Here is a 19,337-nt window from a genome sequence, read left to right on the forward strand (position 1 = left end):
AGTTTTTTATTGAAAATCAATATAATTTGTGGGGTCTACAGGATACCCTTCGCTCCACAATTCAAAATGTAAATGAGGACCCGTGGTAAGTTCTCCTGTGTTGCCAATAATTGCAATTACCTCTCCCGATTTTACCATATTCCCCTGAGAAACACTCAAAGAAGAATTGTGCTTGTAAACGGATATGAGTCCAGAGCCATGCTCAATAATACATACGTAGCCCGTCTCTGCAGTCCATTCGGCAAAAATAACCATCCCGTCGGCAACCGCCTTTATGGGGGTGTCTTTTGGAGCAATGATATCTACGGCATAATGCTTTTCTTTAGCATTGTATTTTTGCGATATTGTACCGTTTACGGGTGGGAACAACACAAAATCGGAGTTTGCAGTGGCCGATTCAAACAAGTTGTAACGGTCTTCATTGGCAACTCGCTCGCGTAATAAAGAATCTTGTTTGTTGGGTTTTAAATTGGCTACGATGGTGTCTTTTTTAAACTCTTCAAAAAGGGAATCCTTGTTTATGGTCTGTGTGTTTATTTCGCCTTTTAAAACCTTTTGGATTTTGTCATAATACAATTCGTTTGCACGTAACCTGGCGGTAAGGGAATCTGCTTTGTAGGTAAGATCTATTGCTTGTCTTTTTAATGTCGTGGATGAGTATCCTGGAATATATTCCCGTAAAGGTGTAAAAGCAATGAGCAATGTGGTAAAGGCAATTATAAATACCGCGAATAGGGTACCTAAAACGAAAACGTTTAATCGGTTTAGTTTAAATGACAACTTCTCTTCGAAAGTATCTTCATTTAAAATAACCAATCGGTATTTATGGAGTAGCTTTTTCTTAAGCTGCTTTCTTTTTCTTTTCTTTTTACTCATCATCGCAAATATAAATATAAGGATGTTACCACGTTTCTGCTGGTAAAATTTTTGTTTTATTTTAACGAAGCTAACAATACAATGCGGTAAAAATGATGATTTTAAGAAAAAAGTTGATCTATTATCTTCATTTCTTCTTACATTTGTTATCTAAAATTATTTAAGATGATATCATTGAACATTTTTCTCGGAATGATTGGGCCTTGGCAAATAGCCATTGTAGTTATTTTAGTGCTACTTTTATTCGGTGGCAAGAAAATACCAGAGCTTATGCGCGGTCTTGGAAGCGGTATCAAAGAATTTAAAGATGCCTCAAAAGAAGAAGATGAAACTAAAGTTGATCATACGAAAGAGAACAAATAAATAAGATTCTTTTTTACGATAACGAATTTAAAAAGCCCATTTACACAATGTAAATGGGCTTTTTAGTGTTTTATATTCAGTAAAATTATTTCGCTATTCAGTTGTGGCTTTGGCGAGATCTTTGTTGTCTTGGTCTGTAAACTCTAAAGTTTTAAGCACGGCTTCCAGCTCAAACATATAATCCCTTTTGTTGGTAGAAGGAGCAAACGTAAATCCTTCTACTACCAATAAACGATCATTCGGTTTGTCTTCCACGATGTAATTAATGAAAGGGCCGGCCATGGCAAAGTTTTTCACTTCCCACATTCCTTTAGTTTCTATAGCATCGCGTCCAGCAATTTCTTTATCAAAAACATACGGCGCATAGGCTTTTTCAGTAATCATATACATGCCTTCTTCACGACCAGGAACATATTTCTTTCCGATGGAATCACGCATTTTAATAATGGCATCTACTCGGGAAGAATCGTTGGGGATGCTGTTTAAAGGCATTTCATATACCAAAATATTCATGGTCCCCTTACGTATTTGACGTTCAATCCAAAAGAAGTTTCCTTCCTGCTTGGCAATTTTATAAATAGAAGGCATGGTAAGGGAAATACCCAATTCTTCTTCTAAAGCACTTTCTTTATTCAATGAACGTGTAAATCGATGCTGACTTTCCCTAATGTCGTTCTTTTTAAATGCTTCAATTATTTGAGGGGCATTTTTAGCAACCTCCGCTATAATTTCATCTTCCGTTGGAGCTTTTATAATGCCTACTTGTTGCGGTTTGGCATAAAGATCTTCTTTAAGACCGGCCACCACCGATGAGTCTTTTTTTACGTAAAGAATGTTTCTGCTATTTCGAGCAAAATCAGTAAAAATTTCTGGTGGCATTTGATGGATAGAAAATAACGGCTCCTCCCATGGAAGTCCGTCTACGGCTGCGGCATAATATTTTCTTATGGAATCGCCAACGCGCCCTTTCCACATGTCGTTATCGATAACTACGGATAAGGTGTTAATGGCGCCTACCGAATTAGGAAGATACTTTTCTTCTTTATTGTCTTTACAAGAAAGAATCAATAAAAAAACGAAAATACCAAAGAATAGTTTTTTCATTGTGTTTTAGGTTTTTGTTATGCTGGTTTCAGAAAGTAACCAAAGCCAGCGGTAATAAATACGTACGTGTTAGGCTAAAAAGAACAATTATTAACTAGAACAACATAAAGTTTCATAAGGGGCTTCGACAAGCTCAGCCTGACAGCTGGATGTTTAAAAACCAATAGGAACTAATTAAACCAGCTATTAATAAAAGCTATTTTTAGCACTTGCAAAGAACCAATTTTGTTCCTGGCGTTAATTTACTACCACTAATATCGTTCCATTCTTGAATATTTTGAACAGAAATTCCTGGAAATTTTTTAGCGATGCTCCAAAGAGAGTCTCCACTTCTCACAATATATTCTTTGGAAGCACTGTTGTTACTGGAGCTTGAAGTCTTTTTAGTTGAAGTCGCTACTGGTTTTGTGGGGAATATAGTTAGGCGCTGACCAATACGGATATTATTGTTACGCAGACCGTTCCATCGCTTGATTTCGCTTACCCGCACGCCATGCTTTTCTGCAATGGTGCCTAAAACATCACCACTTTTAACGCGGTAGCGTATTTGGGCGCTTGTTTCTACAAGCTCGGGCAGGGTTTTTTCTTTCTTCTCGTGCTCTTTGGCTACCCTTGCATAAATGGAATCCTCATTGGCAACAAACCTCCCAATAGCTTCCATTGGTAAACGGAGGCTGTAATTTTCGTCGTCTATAAAAGGAATGATATCCAATTTGTAAGAAGGATTGAAAAACTGTACTTCCTCGCGGTCGATTTCCAGATACTCGGATATTTGATCAAAGGAAATCAACTTTTTAATTTGCACAGTATCGGTTTCAAAATAATAACCAGCTTCATTAGAGGCAAAGCTTTCAAAGCCATGCTCTTCAGCATATTCCATAATGTACATAGTGGCTAGAAATGCGGGAACATACCCAGCGGTTTCCCGTGGAAGATACGGGCGTAAATTCCAATAGTTGTTAGAACCTCCACTTCGGCGAATGGCTTTGCTAACATTTCCAGGTCCAGAATTATAAGCTGCCAACGCTAAATCCCAATCACCAAAAATCTCATATAATTTACCTAAGTATTTGCAGGCAGCTTCGGTAGATTTTATGGGGTCGCTGCGTTCGTCTACATAACTGCTCACATCTAGGCCATACATCTTTCCGGTAGGATACATAAATTGCCAAATTCCAGTAGCGCCAACTCGGGATCTTGCCTTCGGATTTAAGGCAGATTCAATTACCGCCAAATATTTCATTTCCAACGGAATATCATAGTTATCCATCGTCTGTTCGAACAGTGGAAAATAGAATTTGCTTCGTGCCATTACCCTAGTAAGAAATGCACGTTTATTTTTTAAAAACATTTTAATAACGCTTTCCAACGAAGGATTGTAAGCTACATTAAAAGGTGTTTTTTGGTTTAATTTTGCTAGACGGGCTTTTAAAGTATCAGTCGGGAGGTCAACATAATCGACCGGTTCAAAGCTGAGGTTGGAAATATCGGCGTAAAGTGTATCGGATAATCCAGTACTAAAAAACTCCCTTTTCCAAAGGCTGTCTATTTTCTTAGCTTCAGGGTGGTCTGCAAATCCGTAGATTTTTGTTTTTTCTTCGGAAAGGATATAACGCTTTCCGTCAATCAAAACAGAATCTGCCTCTTCCAACAAAGTTTCCTCCACCACGGTAACGCTATCTGCGGTAAAGGTGGGTTGTTCTTTTTGTTGAGTGGTATTCGTCTTTTTTTGGGCGTAAGTCAGGGTACTAAAAATGCTGAACATCAGCACGATAAAAACTTTCTTCATCAATCAATACATATTTTCATTTGAACGAACAATTTGTAAAAATCGTATTTTTTTTGATAAAAAAAACATCAATTTTGTTAAATCCCAATTTCTTGTGGTTTGGGTGTTCATTTAGCATTTGAATTATGGTTAAGATAAATCCTTTTTTTTCATAGGATTTCTCAAATTTTAACAGTTTATGCAATGCACGGAGTGGATATTGCAGAGTGCCGAGTGCATATTGTAGTGCACCGAGCCGGTATTGTTGAACACGGAGCGGATATTGTTGCGACTGAAGTGGATATTGTTGCTCCCGAAGTGCACCCTGCTAAAGACTAAGCGGGTATTGTTTTAAGTGAAGAGCTTCCTGCTTTGCATGAAGTGGATATTGTTGTGAACAAAGCGAATATTGTTGAATGGTAAGCGGATATTGTTTAAGTGTTACCGTTTAGCATCAATTAACTTCCAGCATAAAAAAATGCCCCTCAAAATATTGAGAGGCATCTTCCGTATATTATCAGAAAAAATTATTCTTGAATGGCTGCAATACCAGGCAATGTTTTTCCTTCTAAGCTTTCCAACATAGCGCCACCGCCAGTAGAAACGTAGCTTACTTTGTTCTCAAAACCAAATTGTTTTACTGCAGCAACCGAGTCACCACCACCAACAAGGGAAAAAGCACCTTTTTTAGTAGCTTCTTCTATAAAACGACCAATGGCAATGGTTCCTTTGGAGAAGGTCTCCATTTCAAATACGCCTATAGGTCCGTTCCAAAGAATGGTTTTGGAGTTCAAAATTACTTCTTTAAAATCCTCCAACGTTTCTGGGCCAGCATCCAATCCTTGCCAACCGTCTGGGATTTCAGTAACCTTGCAAATTTGTGTTTCAGCATCGTTATTAAAATCGTCTGCAGCAATCACATCTACTGGAAGGTGCACTTGTACACCTTTTGCTTCTGCCTCTTTTAGAATGTTTAAAGCCAACTCCTGTTTGTCGTCTTCACAAATGGAATCACCAATTTTTCCTCCTTGTGCTTTTACAAAAGTGTATGTCATACCACCACCAATAATCAAGTGGTCTACTTTATCCAATATATTTTCAATAATGGTAATTTTTGAAGAAACTTTAGAACCACCAAGGATAGCAGTTACTGGCTTTTCTCCCGTTTCCATTACTTTTTTAATCGATTCTATTTCTTTTGCCAATAGGTAGCCAAAACATTTGTTCTCGCCAAAATAATTAGCAACAACCGTTGTAGAAGCGTGTGCACGGTGCGCAGTACCAAAGGCATCGTTTACATAAATATCACCCAATTTGGAAAGCTCTTCCGCAAAGGCAGCATCTCCTTTTTCTTCTTCAGCATAAAAACGCAGGTTCTCCAATAACAAAACCTCTCCAGGTTGCAGGGCAGCCACAGCTTCTTCGGCTACACGACCAACGGATTTTTCTACGAATTTAACTTGAACTCCAATGATTTCCGAAGCTTTATTAACCAAGTGCTTTAGAGACATGTCGTCACGGGCTTCTCCTTTAGGTCGACCTAGGTGACTCATTAAAACTGCGCTCCCGCCGTCTTCCAATATTTTAATAATGGTAGGTTTGGCTGCTTCAATACGGTTGGTGTCCGTAATGTTGAACTCAGCATCCAAAGGCACGTTAAAGTCTACGCGGATTAAAGCTTTTTTATTTTCAAAATTAAAATCGTCTATCGTTTTCATCTGTTGTTTTTAATTGTTTTTAAAGGTGATACGGAATGCCCGAGTAAATATTTTTGTCTGTTTTCATTGTTTGGTTGTGGGCGCTTCCTTTTACTATTCGGTTAACTAAGCAGCAAATTTAATTATTTATCATTAGCTAGGAAAAGATTGAACGTTTTATAAAGTTAAATTGCTATTAATTTCTGAAACCTATTTTACAAAGACTTTTTCAGTTGAATTCGGTTAAGAAAAGTGATAAGGCTTGCGTGTATAAAACAGAAAAGTTACTTTCACACCATAATTACAAAACATGCTATTCAGCGAAATATTAGGCCAGTCACATATAAAAAAGCACCTAACGTACAGTGCCGATAATAACCGTATTCCACATGCCCAGTTGTTTGTTGGGCCAGAAGGGAGTGGGGTGTTGCCCATGGCCATTGCCTATGCGCAATATATTTTATGTGGGAATAATGATGGGGAAAATGATAACGGAAACAGTGCATGTAATATCAAGCTGAATAATTTTTCGCATCCCGATTTGCATTTTGCTTTTCCGGTGGCAACCACAGACAAGGTGAAGTCGCACCCCGTGAGCAGTCATTTTTTAGCTGAATGGCGTACGTTTTTAAAAGAACAGCCTTACGGAAATTTATTCGATTGGTACCAAATGCTGGAGATTGAAAACAAGCAAGGGCAAATTGGAGTTGATGAAGCGCAGGATATTGTAAAGTCCCTTTCTTTAAAAGCGTATGAAGGTGGTTATAAAGCCATGATAATCTGGATGGCCGATAAAATGAATACGGCGGCCGCCAATAAATTGCTGAAACTTATAGAAGAACCACCCAATAAAACCTTCTTTATTTTAATTGCTGAAGATGAAGAGCAGATTATACAAACGATCCGTTCACGTTGTCAGGTATTGCATTTTCCACCCCTTGCCGAAGCGGTAATTACGGAAGCTTTGCAGAAAAAAGGTTTGGATGAGAATACGGCGGTAAAAATTGCGCATCAGGCGAATGGTAATTATAACAAAGCGATCGATCTAGTAAACCGCGACTCAGAAGATTTGGTGTTTGAAAAGTGGTTTGTAGTATGGGTTCGCGCTGCATTCAAGGCAAGAGGGAACAAAGCTATTATCCACGAATTGCTTTCTTGGAGTGAAGAGGTAGCCAAAACAGGCCGTGAAACACAGAAAAAGTTTTTGCTGTTCTGCATGGATGTTTTCCGCCAAGCGATGCTTGTAAATTATCAGGCAAAAGAACTCGCCTTTATGGATTTTTCAGTTGAAAATTTCAAGTTGGAAAAGTTTGCCGCGTTTGTACATGGTAATAATATTTTGGAGATTACAAAAGAATTGGAAGATGCTATTTACCACATTGAAAGAAACGGAAACGCAAAGATCATTCTAACCGACCTTTCCATTAAGCTCACCCGATTGCTACATGCCAAGGAGTAAGGGTTAGGTGCTGGGTGCTGGATATTTAACACTGGAGCGGTTTCTAGTTTTTAGCTAAAAGTTTTATGTTCTTAGTTTTTAGGTAAGTAACTATGACTTTTCCTCTTTAACAAATTAACTCATTATCTAATTAACTAATTGACTTATCGACTCACCGAATAAGCAAATTAACGAATTACGATTTTAGATTTACGAGGCTGTTGGTTTTTTTTTTCTCTTGTTCACAGTTTTATGTTCTTAGCTTTTAAGCGAGAAACGAACGACAAAGAAGAAACGAAACCCTCTTCAAATTAAACTTTCTTAATAACATAGGTAACAATACCCCAAATGATGAGCTGATTGTCTTCAGAAACTTTTATAGGGGAGTAATTTTTGTTTTCAGGCATTAAAAATAAGTTGTCTTTTTCTAGCTTCAGGCGTTTAACGGTGAATTCGCCATCAATAAAGCAAACGGCTATTTTTCCATTAGCAGGCTCTAAACTTTTGTCAATAACCAAAAGGTCGCCATCCTCCAATCCGGCATCTATCATAGATTGGCCGCTTACCCGTGCATAAAAGGTAGCTTCCTGATTTTTAATTAAAACGGAGTTGAGATCGATGGTACCTTCTTTAAAATCTTCCGCAGGTGAAGGGAAACCCGCAGAAATGCCACTATTGGCCATCCCAATCTCCATAGATGTGCCATGCTCTGGTGTAAAAAAGGTTATTTTGTCCTTTTGCATTTTCATTTCACTTTTATAATATCATCGATGTTAGTTGTGTAGCGGGGCGATAAATGTTCTTGCCGCATTTTCCAAGTTCTTTTTAGGTCTTGGTTGGCCACTTTAATTTTTAGGCTTCCATATTTAGTGTTGATGGAATCTATGGTTTTCATAAGGTGGTGATGTTTTGGGTCTTCTTCCATAAACAAGTCTAGTTGGCGCGCATTGGCAGGCACCAAACCCGAAACTACAACTCCTGCTTTTTTATATTTTATCCCTTTTTGATACATTTTTTCCACCGCTTGCGTGGCGTATTTTACAAGGGTTAAAGTAGAATCGGTTGCGTAGGGTAGGGTGACCAAAAACTCGGGACGGTGCTGCGTTTCTTCTTTTTTGTGTTTATCGCTCCTTAAAAACACATACATATAGTTACAGCTACTGTTTTGCTTTCTAAGTTTTTCAGCGCAACTGCCAGCGAATGTAGAAATGCGTTCTTTTAAGTTTTCCAGATCAGAAAAGGTGTATTCAAAACTACGGGTAGTAGCAATGGCCTTTTTTGGAGCAGTAACATCGTTTTCCAAGCCTAGCGTAGGCTCTCCTTCTAAGTCCTTTTTTAATCGTAGCCCTACAATACCGAGATGGCTTTTTACCCAAGCATCGTCCAAATTCACAAAACCCCATGCTGTTTTAACGCCCCGCGCCTGTAACCTTTGAGTATTGCCACGGCCAATGCCCCAAACCGAATGTATTTCTGTCCATTTTAGGGCTTTTATACGTTTTTCTTCAGTATCTATTACATACACACCTTTTGTATGATCTTTGTATTTTTTAGCAATTTTATTGGCTATTTTGGTGAGCGCTTTTGTAGGGGCAATCCCAATGCTTATGGGCATGCCAGTCCATTTAAAAACACGCTTTTTAATAACTTCACCTTCCGCTTGAAAATCTAAATTTCCGTAAGCTGAAAACTTTAAAAAAGCTTCATCAATACTGTAATGTTCTACAAGAGGGGTAAATTGCCTTAAAATACGCATAACCCGCGAACTCATATCGCCATATAAAGGATAATTAGATGAGAAAACGTGCACTTGATGTTGTTTAAAAAAGGCTTTGTACTTAAACGCAGGAGCCCCCATGGGAACGCCTATTTTTTTGGCCTCGTCGCTACGGGAAATTACACAACCATCGTTGTTGGAAAGTATAACCACAGGCCGGTTGTTGAGCATAGGCTGAAAGACCCGCTCACACGAAGCATAAAAGTTATTGCAGTCTACCAAAGCGTACATGTTGCAAAGATAATTAATCTTGTTGTTGAGTCTGCTCGCGGAGTAAGATTTATTGCCGCACGCAATTCTATAAATTTAGATGAGGATAGTATAATTTTACTTATAAGATTTATATAAACAACCCGCTAGACTTTGTATTTTTGCTGAATGAGCCAAGCGTTACTCGATAGTATAGTTTACCCTGAAGATCTTCGGAAGCTTTCCAAAGAAGACCTTCCCAAACTCGCCAAAGAGCTGCGAGCGTTTATCATTGATATTGTATCTACCAAGGAAGGACATTTAGGCGCAAGTTTGGGTGTGGTGGAACTTACCATTGCATTGCATTATGCTTTTAATACACCGGTTGATCAATTGGTTTGGGATGTGGGTCATCAAGCGTACGGACATAAAATTCTTACCGGAAGAAAAGATATTTTTCATACCAACAGACAATTAAATGGCATTAGTGGTTTTCCCAAACGGGAAGAAAGCCAATATGATGCTTTTGGCGTAGGGCATAGTTCTACCTCCATTTCGGCAGCTTTGGGAATGGCAATGGCATCTAATCTAAAAGGGGAAACCGAAAAACATCACATCGCTGTTATTGGAGATGCTTCCATTGCCAGCGGAATGGCTTTTGAAGCGCTTAACCATGCCGGTGTAAGCGATGCAAACCTTTTAATTATTTTAAATGATAATGCTATTGGTATAGATCCTAGTGTTGGAGCGTTAAAAGAATATCTTACCAATGTGAAGGTGGACAGGAAATTGGCAAAAAACAATATCATTCGCGCCCTCAATTTTGATTACAGTGGCCCTATTGACGGGCACAATATTCCGAGGATATTAAAAGAATTGGAAAGATTGAAGAAAAAAAAGGGTCCGAAATTCTTGCACGTCATAACTACCAAAGGAAAGGGATTAAAAAAGGCAGAGGAAGATCAAGTGAAATACCATGCGCCTGGGAAATTCAACAAACACACCGGCGAACTTATTGTACAGCCAAGAAAAGAAGAGCCACCAAAATACCAGGATGTCTTTGGAGCGACTATCATTGAGTTGGCGGACAAGAACAAAAAAATTGTGGGTATAACACCGGCAATGCCCACGGGGAGTTCGTTGAAATATATGATGAAAAAATACCCAAATCGCGCTTTTGACGTGGGCATCGCCGAGCAGCATGCCGTTACACTGGCTGCAGGAATGGCCGCAGAGGGGCTGGTGCCTTTTTGTAATATCTATTCTACTTTTTTACAACGTGCCTACGACCAAGTAATACACGATGTGGCATTGCAAAAATTACCAGTTATATTTTGTTTGGACAGGGCCGGACTGGTGGGACAGGATGGGGCTACGCATCACGGCGTGTTCGATCTTTCCTATTTACGATGTATCCCGAACCTTATTGTTTTTGCACCACGTAATGAAATTGAATTAAGAAATATAATGTACACTGCCCAACTTGGATTGGATTTGCCGATAGCCATTCGATACCCAAGAGGGCGAGGAGTTACGATGGATTGGCGGCAACCTTTTGAGAAAATTGAAATAGGAAAAGGAGTTCAGCTAAAAAAAGGAAGTGAGATTGCCGTTATTACGGTCGGGAGTATGGCTGAGAATGCAAGGATAGCTATTGAAAGTTTGCCGGCCTCCAAAAAAGTATCCCATTACGATCTGAGGTTTGTAGCGCCATTGGACGAAACGATGCTACATGAGGTTTTTACATCCCACAAAGTGGTGGTTACCATAGAAGATAATGTTGTGGCCGGTGGCATGGGAAGCGCGATATGCGAATTTGCTGTAAAACATAAATATTCCTTAAAAATTGAAAATTTAGGAGTTCCTAAACAATTTATGGAACACGGCACCGTTGAGGAATTGCAACAGCAGGCTGCCATTAATCCGGAAAGCATAGCCGTTGTTCTTAATAAATTTTTATAACATTGCTTTTTTTATCATTTTTGTAAAACCTAACTAATCATTTTTTGTACTAATGAGAGTTTCTGCTATTCTCTGTTTTTTCTTTTTCTCATTTTTAGCGCAGGCGCAAGACGACGACCAGCAAGTGTTTACCAATCCAAGGACCAAAGAGGTGTACATAATTTCTGGTAAGGATACAGTTAACTTATCCAAAATAATTACAGAATACAAACCGCTTCCGGCAAGATGGACCAAAGTAAATAAAGTTGGAGCCAATATTAGCGAAATAGCTTTTGTAAACTGGAATGCGGGGGGAAACAACTCGATCACTGCGCTAGGAAATGCTCGTTTCGAAAGAAATTATAAGCACGAAAAAGTACAATGGAACAATGAGATGATTGTACGCTTTGGTTTAAACTCCCAAGAAGGTCAGAAACTACGGAAAACAGAAGACGCTTTCGCTGTGAACTCTACCTTAGGTTTTAAAATGAATAGCCTTTCCAATTGGTATTTTTCCGCCAAGGCGAATTTCAATACGCAATTTGCAAAAGGTTATAAATATCCAGATCGCGAGAACCCAATTTCTGATTTTATGGCTCCGGGATACTTCTTATTCGGTTTTGGTAGTGAATATTCACCGGAAGACAAAGATTTCGAACTCTATTTTTCTCCTATAACGCAAAAATCAACTTTTGTATTGGACCAGGATTTGGCCGATCAAGGTTCTTTTGGTGTGGAAGGCGCTAAATATGATGCCAACGGGGCGAAAATTAGAGATGGGGAAAACGTTCGTACGGAGCTTGGTATTCTGTTAACAGGGTCATACCAAACAAAAATCTATGAAAATATGTTTCTCTCTAACCAATTAACATTATACACCGATTATCTAAATAGCTTCGGAAATATAGATGTAAACTGGATTTTTGATGTAGAGCTTAAAGTGAATGAATATGTCGTGGCCAATGTGGGCACCCAACTCATTTACGATAACGACGTGAAATTTGAAGAACGCGAAACGGCATCCGGAGAAACCGTGGCTTTTAGTCCGCGTATCCAATTTAAACAGTCACTGGGTGTTGGTGTTGTTTACAACTTTTAATTCTTTTATGTGCTGTTGTAATTCCTAAAGTTAGATTTTTCCGTTTATTTTATTGAAAATCAAAAGTGCGTTTCCATCCGTTAAGCCGGCTACAAATTGAGTTACGGCCATAAGGGAGGCGTAGCCACCAGTGGTAATTTTATAGCGCTCTGGAAGTAAATTCAGCAGTAATTTATCATAATTTGTCTCGTTACCTTCACTTGTGCGTATTACAGCACTGCAGAACACGTCCAATAACTGGTTAATAATTTTATACCCCACAATTTCCTTCTGAATAACTTCGTTGCTTCGGTAAATGTTTTGAACACTTAAATTGATGATATCTTCAATCTGAGCTTTATACTTGCTTTTTTCCAAAAGGGACACGTGAAAATTTCCGTTAAGGATATCTTCTTCATTTTCAAGAAAAATTCGTGTGGCATCTGCAATTAAAGTATTGATGGAAAGCGCGCGGAGATAACCCAAACGATCCTCCTTCGTGGTAAGCGAGTGGTATTTATCAGTATTAATACTGTCTTTTACCAACTTTATAAGATACTCAAGCGCATATTCTTCCTGTATTAGTCCGAGATTAATGCCGTCTTCAAAATCGATAATGGTATAACAAATGTCATCGGCAGCCTCCACTAAAAACGTTAATGGATGTCTTGCATACGAAATATCGTTTCCTTCTCGCGTTTGTTTTAGCCCCAATTCATTGGCTACATCTTGAAAAGTCTCTTTTTCCGACTGAAAAAAACCAAATTTCTTATCTGAAATCTGTTGGGTAGGCTTTTTAGGCAAGGACTCTTTCGGATATTTCATAAAAGCGCCAAGGGTAGCATAACTTAATCGCAGTCCGCCCACAATACCCTTTCTGCTCTGGGTAAGAATTTTAAAACCATTTGCATTTCCTTCAAAATCGATGAGGTCTTGGTATTCTTTATCGGTGAGTTGTGCTTTGTATTGGGCACCTTTACCATTTTTAAAATACTCCCCAATAGCTTTTTCCCCACTATGTCCAAATGGGGGGTTGCCAATGTCGTGGGCCAGCGCCGCCGCCGCAACAATAGCCCCAAAGTCGTTGAATTTATATCCGTAGGTATCTTTTAAATAGGGATGTTTTTCTAAAATGGCTGTTCCAACGCTTCTTCCTAAACTCCTGCCTACTACAGAAACCTCCATGCTATGGGTAAGGCGGGTATGTACAAAGTCGGTTTTGGAAAGTGGTATAACTTGGGTTTTGTCTTGTAAACTTCGAAATGCGGAAGAAAAAATAATTCTATCGTAATCAACCTCAAAGCCCAAACGGGTTTCATCCTGCTCCTTTCGTAATCTTTTATGTTTGTCGTTATATCTTTTAAGCGATAGTAATTCTTCCCAATTCATTGTAATAGTTTATGGTTGCAAGATACTGTAGCTACATGAAAATATCTCAACATTTTTTGAAATTATAGAAGGATATATATTTATAATTAATAGTAAGTTAATTATTTCTTTACATTCAATTGAAGTTAAAAAGTGATTTTTGGGGCTCATTTACATAGAATGATATTTCATTAACTTTTAGTTTTTGTCGACTTAGTTATGGAAATATGTGGGCTGCTCGACGGAGCAGCCCTTTTTTAGTAACTTTAAGGGATTATTTCTTGATAAGTTAATACACAGGAAACAATTTCTTAACATTGAAATATGTTCTTTGCAGCGACAAAAACTAAAATGTAAATGAAGTATTTTTTATCGGCAGCATTGCTGTTCGTATTGTTATGCACGCAAGTGAACGCACAACAAATTGAAGCGCCGCGCTTTGGTAAAGGAATTTTAAATTTTGTGCAAAAGGATAGCACCTGGAGCTTGAAATTTGCGGCTAGAATGCAGCTTTTAGGAAGTGGCACATGGAGTGGAAATGATGGAGATTACAATGACTTTGAATCGAATTTTCTCGTGAGACGAGCCCGATTGAAGTTTGATGGATTTGCGTTCAGTGACAAATTTGAGTATAAATTTGAGCTCGGACTTTCCAATCGAGACATTTCAGGAGGATCTATCTACACAGGAAATACACCAAGATATATTTTAGATGCGGTGGTAAAATGGAATTTCTACAAGAATTTTGTTTTATGGTTTGGACAGACAAAATTGCCTGGAAACGTGGAGCGGGTAATTTCTTCCGGAGACCTTCAGCTGGTTGATCGTTCTTTGCTGAACGCTCGATTTAACATAGATCGAGATGTTGGTGCGCAACTAAGACATTCCCATACTTTCGGACCCAAATTTTTAGTACGTGAAATTTTTGCTTTTTCCCAAGGGGAAGGACGTAATGTTGTGGTGGGAAACATTGGAGGTTACCAATATACAAGTAGAGTAGAATTATTACCATTTGGAGCTTTCACCGATGATAATGAATATGAAGGTTCTGCTTTGGAAAGGGAAGAAACACCAAAACTTATGTTGGCTTCTACGTACGATATAAATGCGAATGCTGTGCGTACAAGAAGTAACATGGGAACGTATATGGAAAATGATATAGGTTTATACCAAACTACCATTTCAACCTTGTTTGTTGATTTAGTATTTAAATACAAAGGTTTTTCGTTTATGGGGGAGTATGCCGATAGAAATGCCGATGATCCAATTGCTAAAAATTCAGATGGAACCACAACCGGACAAGTGGTGCAAGTAGGAAACGGACTGAATTTACAAGGAGGGTATTTATTTAAGAATAATTGGGAAGTAGCCGCTCGTTACAGTAATATTGACCTTGATCGAGCCATTACGAGCAAACCAACAGAAAACCAGTATACATTGGGTGTTTCTAAATATTTGGTCGGACATAAATTAAAGGTACAAACAGATATTAGCTACCTTTCGGTAATTGAAAGTAGCAATCAATTAATGGCCCGCTTACAAGTTGATGTTCATTTCTAATAGAAACTTAGTACTTTTGCGGAGCTAAATGGCAGAACCCTAAGAAGTTTTGCGAAAGCGAATTTTTATATTTTAAGTTATGGAGAATATCTATTTTTTAATGATTGTTGCATTGGCCATTTTAGCAGTGGCAGATCTTGTGGTTGGAGTAAGCAACGATGCGGTTAATTTCTTGAACTCTGCTATTGGTTCCAAAGCGATTTCCTTTAAATCCATTATGATTATTGCCAGTATTGGTATTTTTATCGGAGCTGTGTTTTCAAGTGGAATGATGGAAGTGGCCCGTAAAGGGATTTTTATGCCGAAAGAGTTTATGTTTAATGAAATTATGGTCATTTTCATGGCTGTAATGATTACAGATATTCTCTTGTTAGACTTTTTCAATACCTTGGGAATGCCAACTTCTACAACGGTTTCCATAGTATTCGAATTGCTAGGAGCAGCGGTTGCCGTAGCGTTAATTAAAATTGCGGCCAACGACACTGAAACGGTAGCCGATTTATCAAAATATATTAATTCAGATCAAGCTTTAGTTATTATTTCCGGGATTTTACTTTCCGTAGTAATTGCCTTTACAGTTGGTGCCTTGGTACAATTTATATCACGACTTATTTTTTCCTTTCAGTATGAAAAGAAAATGAAGTACTTCGGAGCGCTTTTTGGTGGAGGTGCCTTAACGGGAATTACTTATTTCATCTTCATGAAGGGATTGAAAGGGACTCCGTATTATGCAGATTTAAAAGATTTTACTGAAGGAAATGAAGTATATGTTCTTATAGGAAGTTTTATCGTTTGGACCTTGTTTTCACAGTTGTACGCTACTGTATTTAAGAAAAATATTTTAGTGGTTATTATTGCTGTCGGTACTTTTGGATTGGCCTTGGCCTTTTCTGGAAACGACTTGGTAAACTTTATTGGAGTTCCAATGGCAGCATATCACTCCTACGAAGCTTGGGCAGCCTCTGGAGCTGCTCCAGATCAATTTGCAATGGGGTCATTGGCTCAAAAAGTGCCAACAGAACCACTGCTACTTTTCATTGCTGGTGGTGTAATGGTTTTAACTTTATGGTTTTCTAAAAAAGCGAGATCGGTAGCGGAAACGGAAATCGGACTTTCAAGACAGAATGAAGGAAAAGAAAAATTTCAGCCTAACTTGCTTTCAAGATGGATTGTGAGAGCTTCCACGAAAACAAGTTTGGGTATAAATATGTTGCTTTCTAAAGAAACGCAGCGCAAAATTAATGCTAAATTCGAAAAACCTGTTGTGGCTATCAGTAAGGACAAAGCGAATGAGGCGCCAGCTTTCGACCTTATCCGTGCGTCTGTGAACTTAATGATTGCCGGTATTCTTATTTCCATTGCAACTTCTATGAAGTTACCGCTTTCTACTACCTACGTTACGTTTATGGTGGCCATGGGTACGTCTCTAGCCGACAGAGCTTGGGGTCGTGAAAGTGCTGTTTACAGAGTTGCAGGAGTTTTTAACGTGATTGGTGGTTGGTTTTTTACCGCGATTATCGCTTTTGTAGCGGCTTCTGTGATGGCATATTTAATTTATATCGGCGGTCCTGCAGCAATTGCTATCCTTTTGTTTTTTGCCGTTGTTCTTTTGGCAAGAAACTACATTAATTATAAAAAACAATCTAGCGGAGCTAAAGAGGAAGACAGTTTGAATAGAGCCGAAAGCAGTTCCATTCAAGGAGTTATCGAAGAAAGCGCCGATAATATTTCAGCAGTGGCCAATAGAGCTCATAAAATTTATTCTGGTGCGATTACAGGTCTTGCAAAGGAGGATTTGAAATTGCTCAAAAAGTCGAAAAAAGGGAATGCTAAGCTGACTTCGGAAATTGATGAACTTCAAGAGAGCGTTTTTTATTTTATTAAAAATCTTGACGAATCCAGTGTTGGAGCCAGTCATTTTTATATCAATGCGCTCGGGTATTTACAAGATATGGGGCAGTCGTTGGAATATATTGGAAAGGCTTCATTTAAACATGTAAATAACAATCATAAAAAGCTCAAGTTTAATCAGACCAGAGAATTGCTAGATCTTCAAAATGATATACAGTCTTTGTTTGAGAAAATCAAAAAGAGTTTTGATGCACGGGCTTTTGAAGATATTCATCACATTATAGAGGAAAAACAAGCGTTGTTGGAAAGTGTTAGCAACAAAATTGAAAAACAGATTTCTAGAACACGCAACGAAGAATCCAGTCCGAAAAACACCTCTTTGTATTTCAGTTTACTAACGGAAACAAAGGATTTAATTGTTGCGACGATGAATCTGCTCGAATTATATTACGATCAGTATGATGCTTCGGTTCCTCATCCGGTTGTAAATACGGAAGAGACCGATAATAAATAGAAAAGATTTAATAAATTTATCAGAATACAAAAAGCTTCCTGTGGATATTATTGCCTATCACAGGAAGCTTTTTTATTTAATATTTTGTATGAATTATGCTTTATCCAAAGCTTCAGCAATGAGTGTTTCTCCATTTAAAATTTCAAAGGTTTTCTCGTTGGCTGAATCGTCGTGTAAAGCTCTTACCAAGGTTTGAGCAACATCAGCTCTGCTAATTTCGCCTTGTTTATTAAGTTTTTCACTTAATTGAATTTTTCCGCTGGGCTGCTCGTTATTCAACATTCCTGGGCGTACAATGGAATAGTTTAATCCGCTGTTCCTTAAATGAACATCTGCCTTCTGCTTTGCTTTTAGATAGTCTTGTAGTTTTTCTACAGATTCCGGCTCATCCGCTCCCATGGAGCTCAGCATCACAAATTTTTTCACGTTTGCTATTTTTGCTACATCGATTAATCGTTTAGCCCCTTCTTGATCTACTTCTACAACGTTTTTTCCGCCCGATCCAGCCGCAAAAATAATTTTGTCTATACCTTTTACAGTATGGGTTAAATCTTCTTGCAAATCGCCTAAAATGGTTTCAATGTTTTTATCTTCAAACTGACCTATTTGATCCTTTTGACGCACCATGGCAACTGGTGTGAAATATTGCGATTTATTCAAAAGTGCAACTACTATTTTTCCTGTGGTACCGTTGGCACCGGCTACTAATGCTTTTTCCATAATGTTTAAGTTACCCTTTTAAGAAGCGTTGCGCAAAATATTAGCATTGATTAACAGGTGTTTTTGGAAAGTTTAAGAGTTGAAAAGACAATTGCTTTAAGTGATTTTGTTTCAAAGTAAAAGAGACCGTAATCGTGAAGAACGGTCTCTTTATACGTATTAAATTAACATCCTCAGAGTAGCCAGACTATTTAGAGTCTAAAAAAACCCATCGAGGTATTTGAAGGGAAAAATGAAATCTTTTTCATTCTTTATTTTAGAGATAAGGAATGCCTTAGAACTTAAATCCTAAACGAATAAAAGGTTGGGAAAAGAAAGATACTGTAGACGTTTGGGCAGATCTTTCTCCAAAACCAGGTCCGGCATATTTACTCGTTTTAGCAAAAACGTAATTTACAGTTTTTATTTCAATTCCTAAAAATAATGCCTCGGCGAAATAATAATCTATTCCAGCTGTGCTTTGTGCACCTATGCCATGCAAGGATACTCTTCTCTCGCTTACATCAACTATTTCGTTGCCGAGAATGGCAGGGTCGTATTGTGATCTTTTAGCATAATAAAATGGAATGGTTACTCCCATATAAGGATGAACCCGTTTGTACTTTGTATTAAAAAAGTACTGGGAACCTACATTTACATTAAGGTCTACGTTGCTTGTTTCCACGACAGATTCGAATGCTGGAATAGAAGAAGCATTATTTCCCGTATCCACTCCTGGAATATTGGTCATGCCTGGAGTTTTTCTAATAATTGCACCTCCGCTCATCAATAGGGATATACGATCTGTAACGAAGTAACGACCTTCTGCACCAATCATATTTGTGACGTCATTACTGTTTGCACTTACCGTATTGTTGTAGGGTGCGTCGCCTGATACGGTTTGCGGTACAGGTGGGGGAACAGTTAGTCCACCTTGTAAAAACCTCCCTCTGCCCAATAATAGAGAACCAGTGAAATCCCCTTTTAACGGAGTTGTTGTTCCTTCTGAAGTTGATTGCGCATAAGTTAGTATTGAAAGCAATAATGCGCATGCTACAAAAATTTTTCTAATCATGATTTTGAGTATTTAAAATTTATAATTAAACATGAGATA

16 protein-coding genes are annotated in these 19,337 nt (G+C 38.3%); 7 read left to right on the top strand and 9 right to left on the bottom strand.

Features of this window, described 5'->3' with window-relative positions:
• Nucleotides 1-6: 6 nt before the first annotated feature.
• Nucleotides 7-876 carry a M23 family metallopeptidase gene (locus NDQ75_RS04955; RefSeq protein WP_202028693.1) on the bottom strand — a complete coding sequence of 290 codons (870 nt, stop codon included), beginning with the start codon at nt 874-876 and terminating at the stop codon, nt 7-9.
• 165 nt (nt 877-1,041) lie between these two features.
• On the opposite strand from NDQ75_RS04955, the gene NDQ75_RS04960 reads away from it, so the two are divergent.
• On the top strand, nt 1,042-1,239 hold the full coding sequence (locus NDQ75_RS04960) for a Sec-independent protein translocase subunit TatA/TatB (protein ID WP_317191279.1): 198 nt from the start codon (nt 1,042-1,044) through the stop codon (nt 1,237-1,239).
• A 93-nt stretch (nt 1,240-1,332) separates the two neighbouring features.
• Here NDQ75_RS04960 and NDQ75_RS04965 read toward each other — a convergent pair whose 3' ends face one another.
• Together NDQ75_RS04965 and NDQ75_RS04970 are read right to left on the bottom strand one after the other, a co-directional pair.
• A complete protein-coding gene (locus tag NDQ75_RS04965; protein ID WP_202028290.1) occupies nt 1,333-2,343 on the bottom strand; it encodes a DUF4837 family protein in 1,011 nt (336 codons plus the stop codon).
• A gap of 202 nt (nt 2,344-2,545) precedes the next feature.
• The gene (locus NDQ75_RS04970) at nt 2,546-4,132 is read right to left on the bottom strand and encodes a lytic transglycosylase domain-containing protein (protein WP_202028291.1); all 1,587 of its coding nucleotides are present in this window, start codon (nt 4,130-4,132) and stop codon (nt 2,546-2,548) included.
• Between the two features lie 183 nt (nt 4,133-4,315).
• Here NDQ75_RS04970 and NDQ75_RS15905 point away from each other — a divergent pair, with 183 nt between their 5' ends.
• Nucleotides 4,316-4,450: a hypothetical protein gene (locus NDQ75_RS15905; protein ID WP_262895540.1), complete on the top strand. Its 135-nt coding sequence runs from the start codon at nt 4,316-4,318 to the stop codon at nt 4,448-4,450.
• Between the two features lie 188 nt (nt 4,451-4,638).
• Here NDQ75_RS15905 and NDQ75_RS04975 read toward each other — a convergent pair whose 3' ends face one another.
• Complete coding sequence (locus NDQ75_RS04975; RefSeq protein WP_202028292.1) at nt 4,639-5,829, bottom strand: phosphoglycerate kinase; 1,191 nt, start codon at nt 5,827-5,829, stop codon at nt 4,639-4,641.
• A gap of 289 nt (nt 5,830-6,118) precedes the next feature.
• On the opposite strand from NDQ75_RS04975, the gene NDQ75_RS04980 reads away from it, so the two are divergent.
• On the top strand, nt 6,119-7,267 hold the full coding sequence (locus NDQ75_RS04980; RefSeq protein ID WP_202028293.1) for a DNA polymerase III subunit: 1,149 nt from the start codon (nt 6,119-6,121) through the stop codon (nt 7,265-7,267).
• A gap of 290 nt (nt 7,268-7,557) precedes the next feature.
• On the opposite strand, the gene NDQ75_RS04985 is transcribed toward NDQ75_RS04980, so the two are convergent.
• Together NDQ75_RS04985 and NDQ75_RS04990 are read right to left on the bottom strand one after the other, a co-directional pair.
• Nucleotides 7,558-7,989 carry a LexA family protein gene (locus NDQ75_RS04985; protein WP_394368761.1) on the bottom strand — a complete coding sequence of 144 codons (432 nt, stop codon included), beginning with the start codon at nt 7,987-7,989 and terminating at the stop codon, nt 7,558-7,560.
• A 2-nt stretch (nt 7,990-7,991) separates the two neighbouring features.
• Nucleotides 7,992-9,254: a Y-family DNA polymerase gene (locus NDQ75_RS04990; protein WP_202028295.1), complete on the bottom strand. Its 1,263-nt coding sequence runs from the start codon at nt 9,252-9,254 to the stop codon at nt 7,992-7,994.
• Between the two features lie 147 nt (nt 9,255-9,401).
• Here NDQ75_RS04990 and NDQ75_RS04995 point away from each other — a divergent pair, with 147 nt between their 5' ends.
• On the top strand, nt 9,402-11,174 hold the full coding sequence (locus tag NDQ75_RS04995) for a 1-deoxy-D-xylulose-5-phosphate synthase (RefSeq protein ID WP_202028296.1): 1,773 nt from the start codon (nt 9,402-9,404) through the stop codon (nt 11,172-11,174).
• A 52-nt stretch (nt 11,175-11,226) separates the two neighbouring features.
• Nucleotides 11,227-12,252, top strand: coding sequence for a DUF3078 domain-containing protein (locus NDQ75_RS05000; RefSeq protein ID WP_202028297.1), 1,026 nt, complete (start codon nt 11,227-11,229; stop codon nt 12,250-12,252).
• A gap of 30 nt (nt 12,253-12,282) precedes the next feature.
• On the opposite strand, the gene NDQ75_RS05005 is transcribed toward NDQ75_RS05000, so the two are convergent.
• Nucleotides 12,283-13,620 carry a deoxyguanosinetriphosphate triphosphohydrolase gene (locus tag NDQ75_RS05005; RefSeq protein WP_202028298.1) on the bottom strand — a complete coding sequence of 446 codons (1,338 nt, stop codon included), beginning with the start codon at nt 13,618-13,620 and terminating at the stop codon, nt 12,283-12,285.
• 336 nt (nt 13,621-13,956) lie between these two features.
• On the opposite strand from NDQ75_RS05005, the gene NDQ75_RS05010 reads away from it, so the two are divergent.
• Nucleotides 13,957-15,159: a porin gene (locus NDQ75_RS05010; RefSeq protein WP_202028299.1), complete on the top strand. Its 1,203-nt coding sequence runs from the start codon at nt 13,957-13,959 to the stop codon at nt 15,157-15,159.
• Between the two features lie 79 nt (nt 15,160-15,238).
• Nucleotides 15,239-17,524 (top strand): inorganic phosphate transporter, encoded by a 2,286-nt coding sequence (locus NDQ75_RS05015; protein WP_202028300.1) that lies wholly within the window; start codon nt 15,239-15,241, stop codon nt 17,522-17,524.
• 93 nt (nt 17,525-17,617) lie between these two features.
• Here the strand turns inward: NDQ75_RS05015 and NDQ75_RS05020 are convergent, their stop codons facing one another.
• Together NDQ75_RS05020 and NDQ75_RS05025 are read right to left on the bottom strand one after the other, a co-directional pair.
• Nucleotides 17,618-18,244: an SDR family oxidoreductase gene (locus NDQ75_RS05020; protein ID WP_202028301.1), complete on the bottom strand. Its 627-nt coding sequence runs from the start codon at nt 18,242-18,244 to the stop codon at nt 17,618-17,620.
• Nucleotides 18,245-18,518: 274 nt separating this feature from the next.
• Nucleotides 18,519-19,298 (bottom strand): BT1926 family outer membrane beta-barrel protein, encoded by a 780-nt coding sequence (locus tag NDQ75_RS05025; protein ID WP_202028302.1) that lies wholly within the window; start codon nt 19,296-19,298, stop codon nt 18,519-18,521.
• Between the last annotated feature and the right edge of the window lie 39 nt (nt 19,299-19,337).

It is taken from the genome of Galbibacter mesophilus (genome assembly GCF_023721415.1).
GTDB lineage: Bacteria > Bacteroidota > Bacteroidia > Flavobacteriales > Flavobacteriaceae > Galbibacter > Galbibacter mesophilus.

Coding starts and splice junctions, on each gene's coding strand:
- NDQ75_RS04980 (WP_202028293.1), top strand. CDS start 6,119: ATGCTATTCAGCGAAATATTAGGCCAGTCACATATAAAAAAGCACCTA.
- NDQ75_RS05000 (WP_202028297.1), top strand. CDS start 11,227: ATGAGAGTTTCTGCTATTCTCTGTTTTTTCTTTTTCTCATTTTTAGCG.
- NDQ75_RS04955 (WP_202028693.1), bottom strand. CDS start 876: ATGAGTAAAAAGAAAAGAAAAAGAAAGCAGCTTAAGAAAAAGCTACTC.
- NDQ75_RS04995 (WP_202028296.1), top strand. CDS start 9,402: ATGAGCCAAGCGTTACTCGATAGTATAGTTTACCCTGAAGATCTTCGG.
- NDQ75_RS04960 (WP_317191279.1), top strand. CDS start 1,042: ATGATATCATTGAACATTTTTCTCGGAATGATTGGGCCTTGGCAAATA.
- NDQ75_RS05025 (WP_202028302.1), bottom strand. CDS start 19,298: ATGATTAGAAAAATTTTTGTAGCATGCGCATTATTGCTTTCAATACTA.
- NDQ75_RS05010 (WP_202028299.1), top strand. CDS start 13,957: ATGAAGTATTTTTTATCGGCAGCATTGCTGTTCGTATTGTTATGCACG.
- NDQ75_RS05005 (WP_202028298.1), bottom strand. CDS start 13,620: ATGAATTGGGAAGAATTACTATCGCTTAAAAGATATAACGACAAACAT.
- NDQ75_RS05015 (WP_202028300.1), top strand. CDS start 15,239: ATGGAGAATATCTATTTTTTAATGATTGTTGCATTGGCCATTTTAGCA.
- NDQ75_RS04990 (WP_202028295.1), bottom strand. CDS start 9,254: ATGTACGCTTTGGTAGACTGCAATAACTTTTATGCTTCGTGTGAGCGG.
- NDQ75_RS04975 (WP_202028292.1), bottom strand. CDS start 5,829: ATGAAAACGATAGACGATTTTAATTTTGAAAATAAAAAAGCTTTAATC.
- NDQ75_RS04970 (WP_202028291.1), bottom strand. CDS start 4,132: ATGAAGAAAGTTTTTATCGTGCTGATGTTCAGCATTTTTAGTACCCTG.
- NDQ75_RS15905 (WP_262895540.1), top strand. CDS start 4,316: ATGCACGGAGTGGATATTGCAGAGTGCCGAGTGCATATTGTAGTGCAC.
- NDQ75_RS04985 (WP_394368761.1), bottom strand. CDS start 7,989: ATGCAAAAGGACAAAATAACCTTTTTTACACCAGAGCATGGCACATCT.
- NDQ75_RS05020 (WP_202028301.1), bottom strand. CDS start 18,244: ATGGAAAAAGCATTAGTAGCCGGTGCCAACGGTACCACAGGAAAAATA.
- NDQ75_RS04965 (WP_202028290.1), bottom strand. CDS start 2,343: ATGAAAAAACTATTCTTTGGTATTTTCGTTTTTTTATTGATTCTTTCT.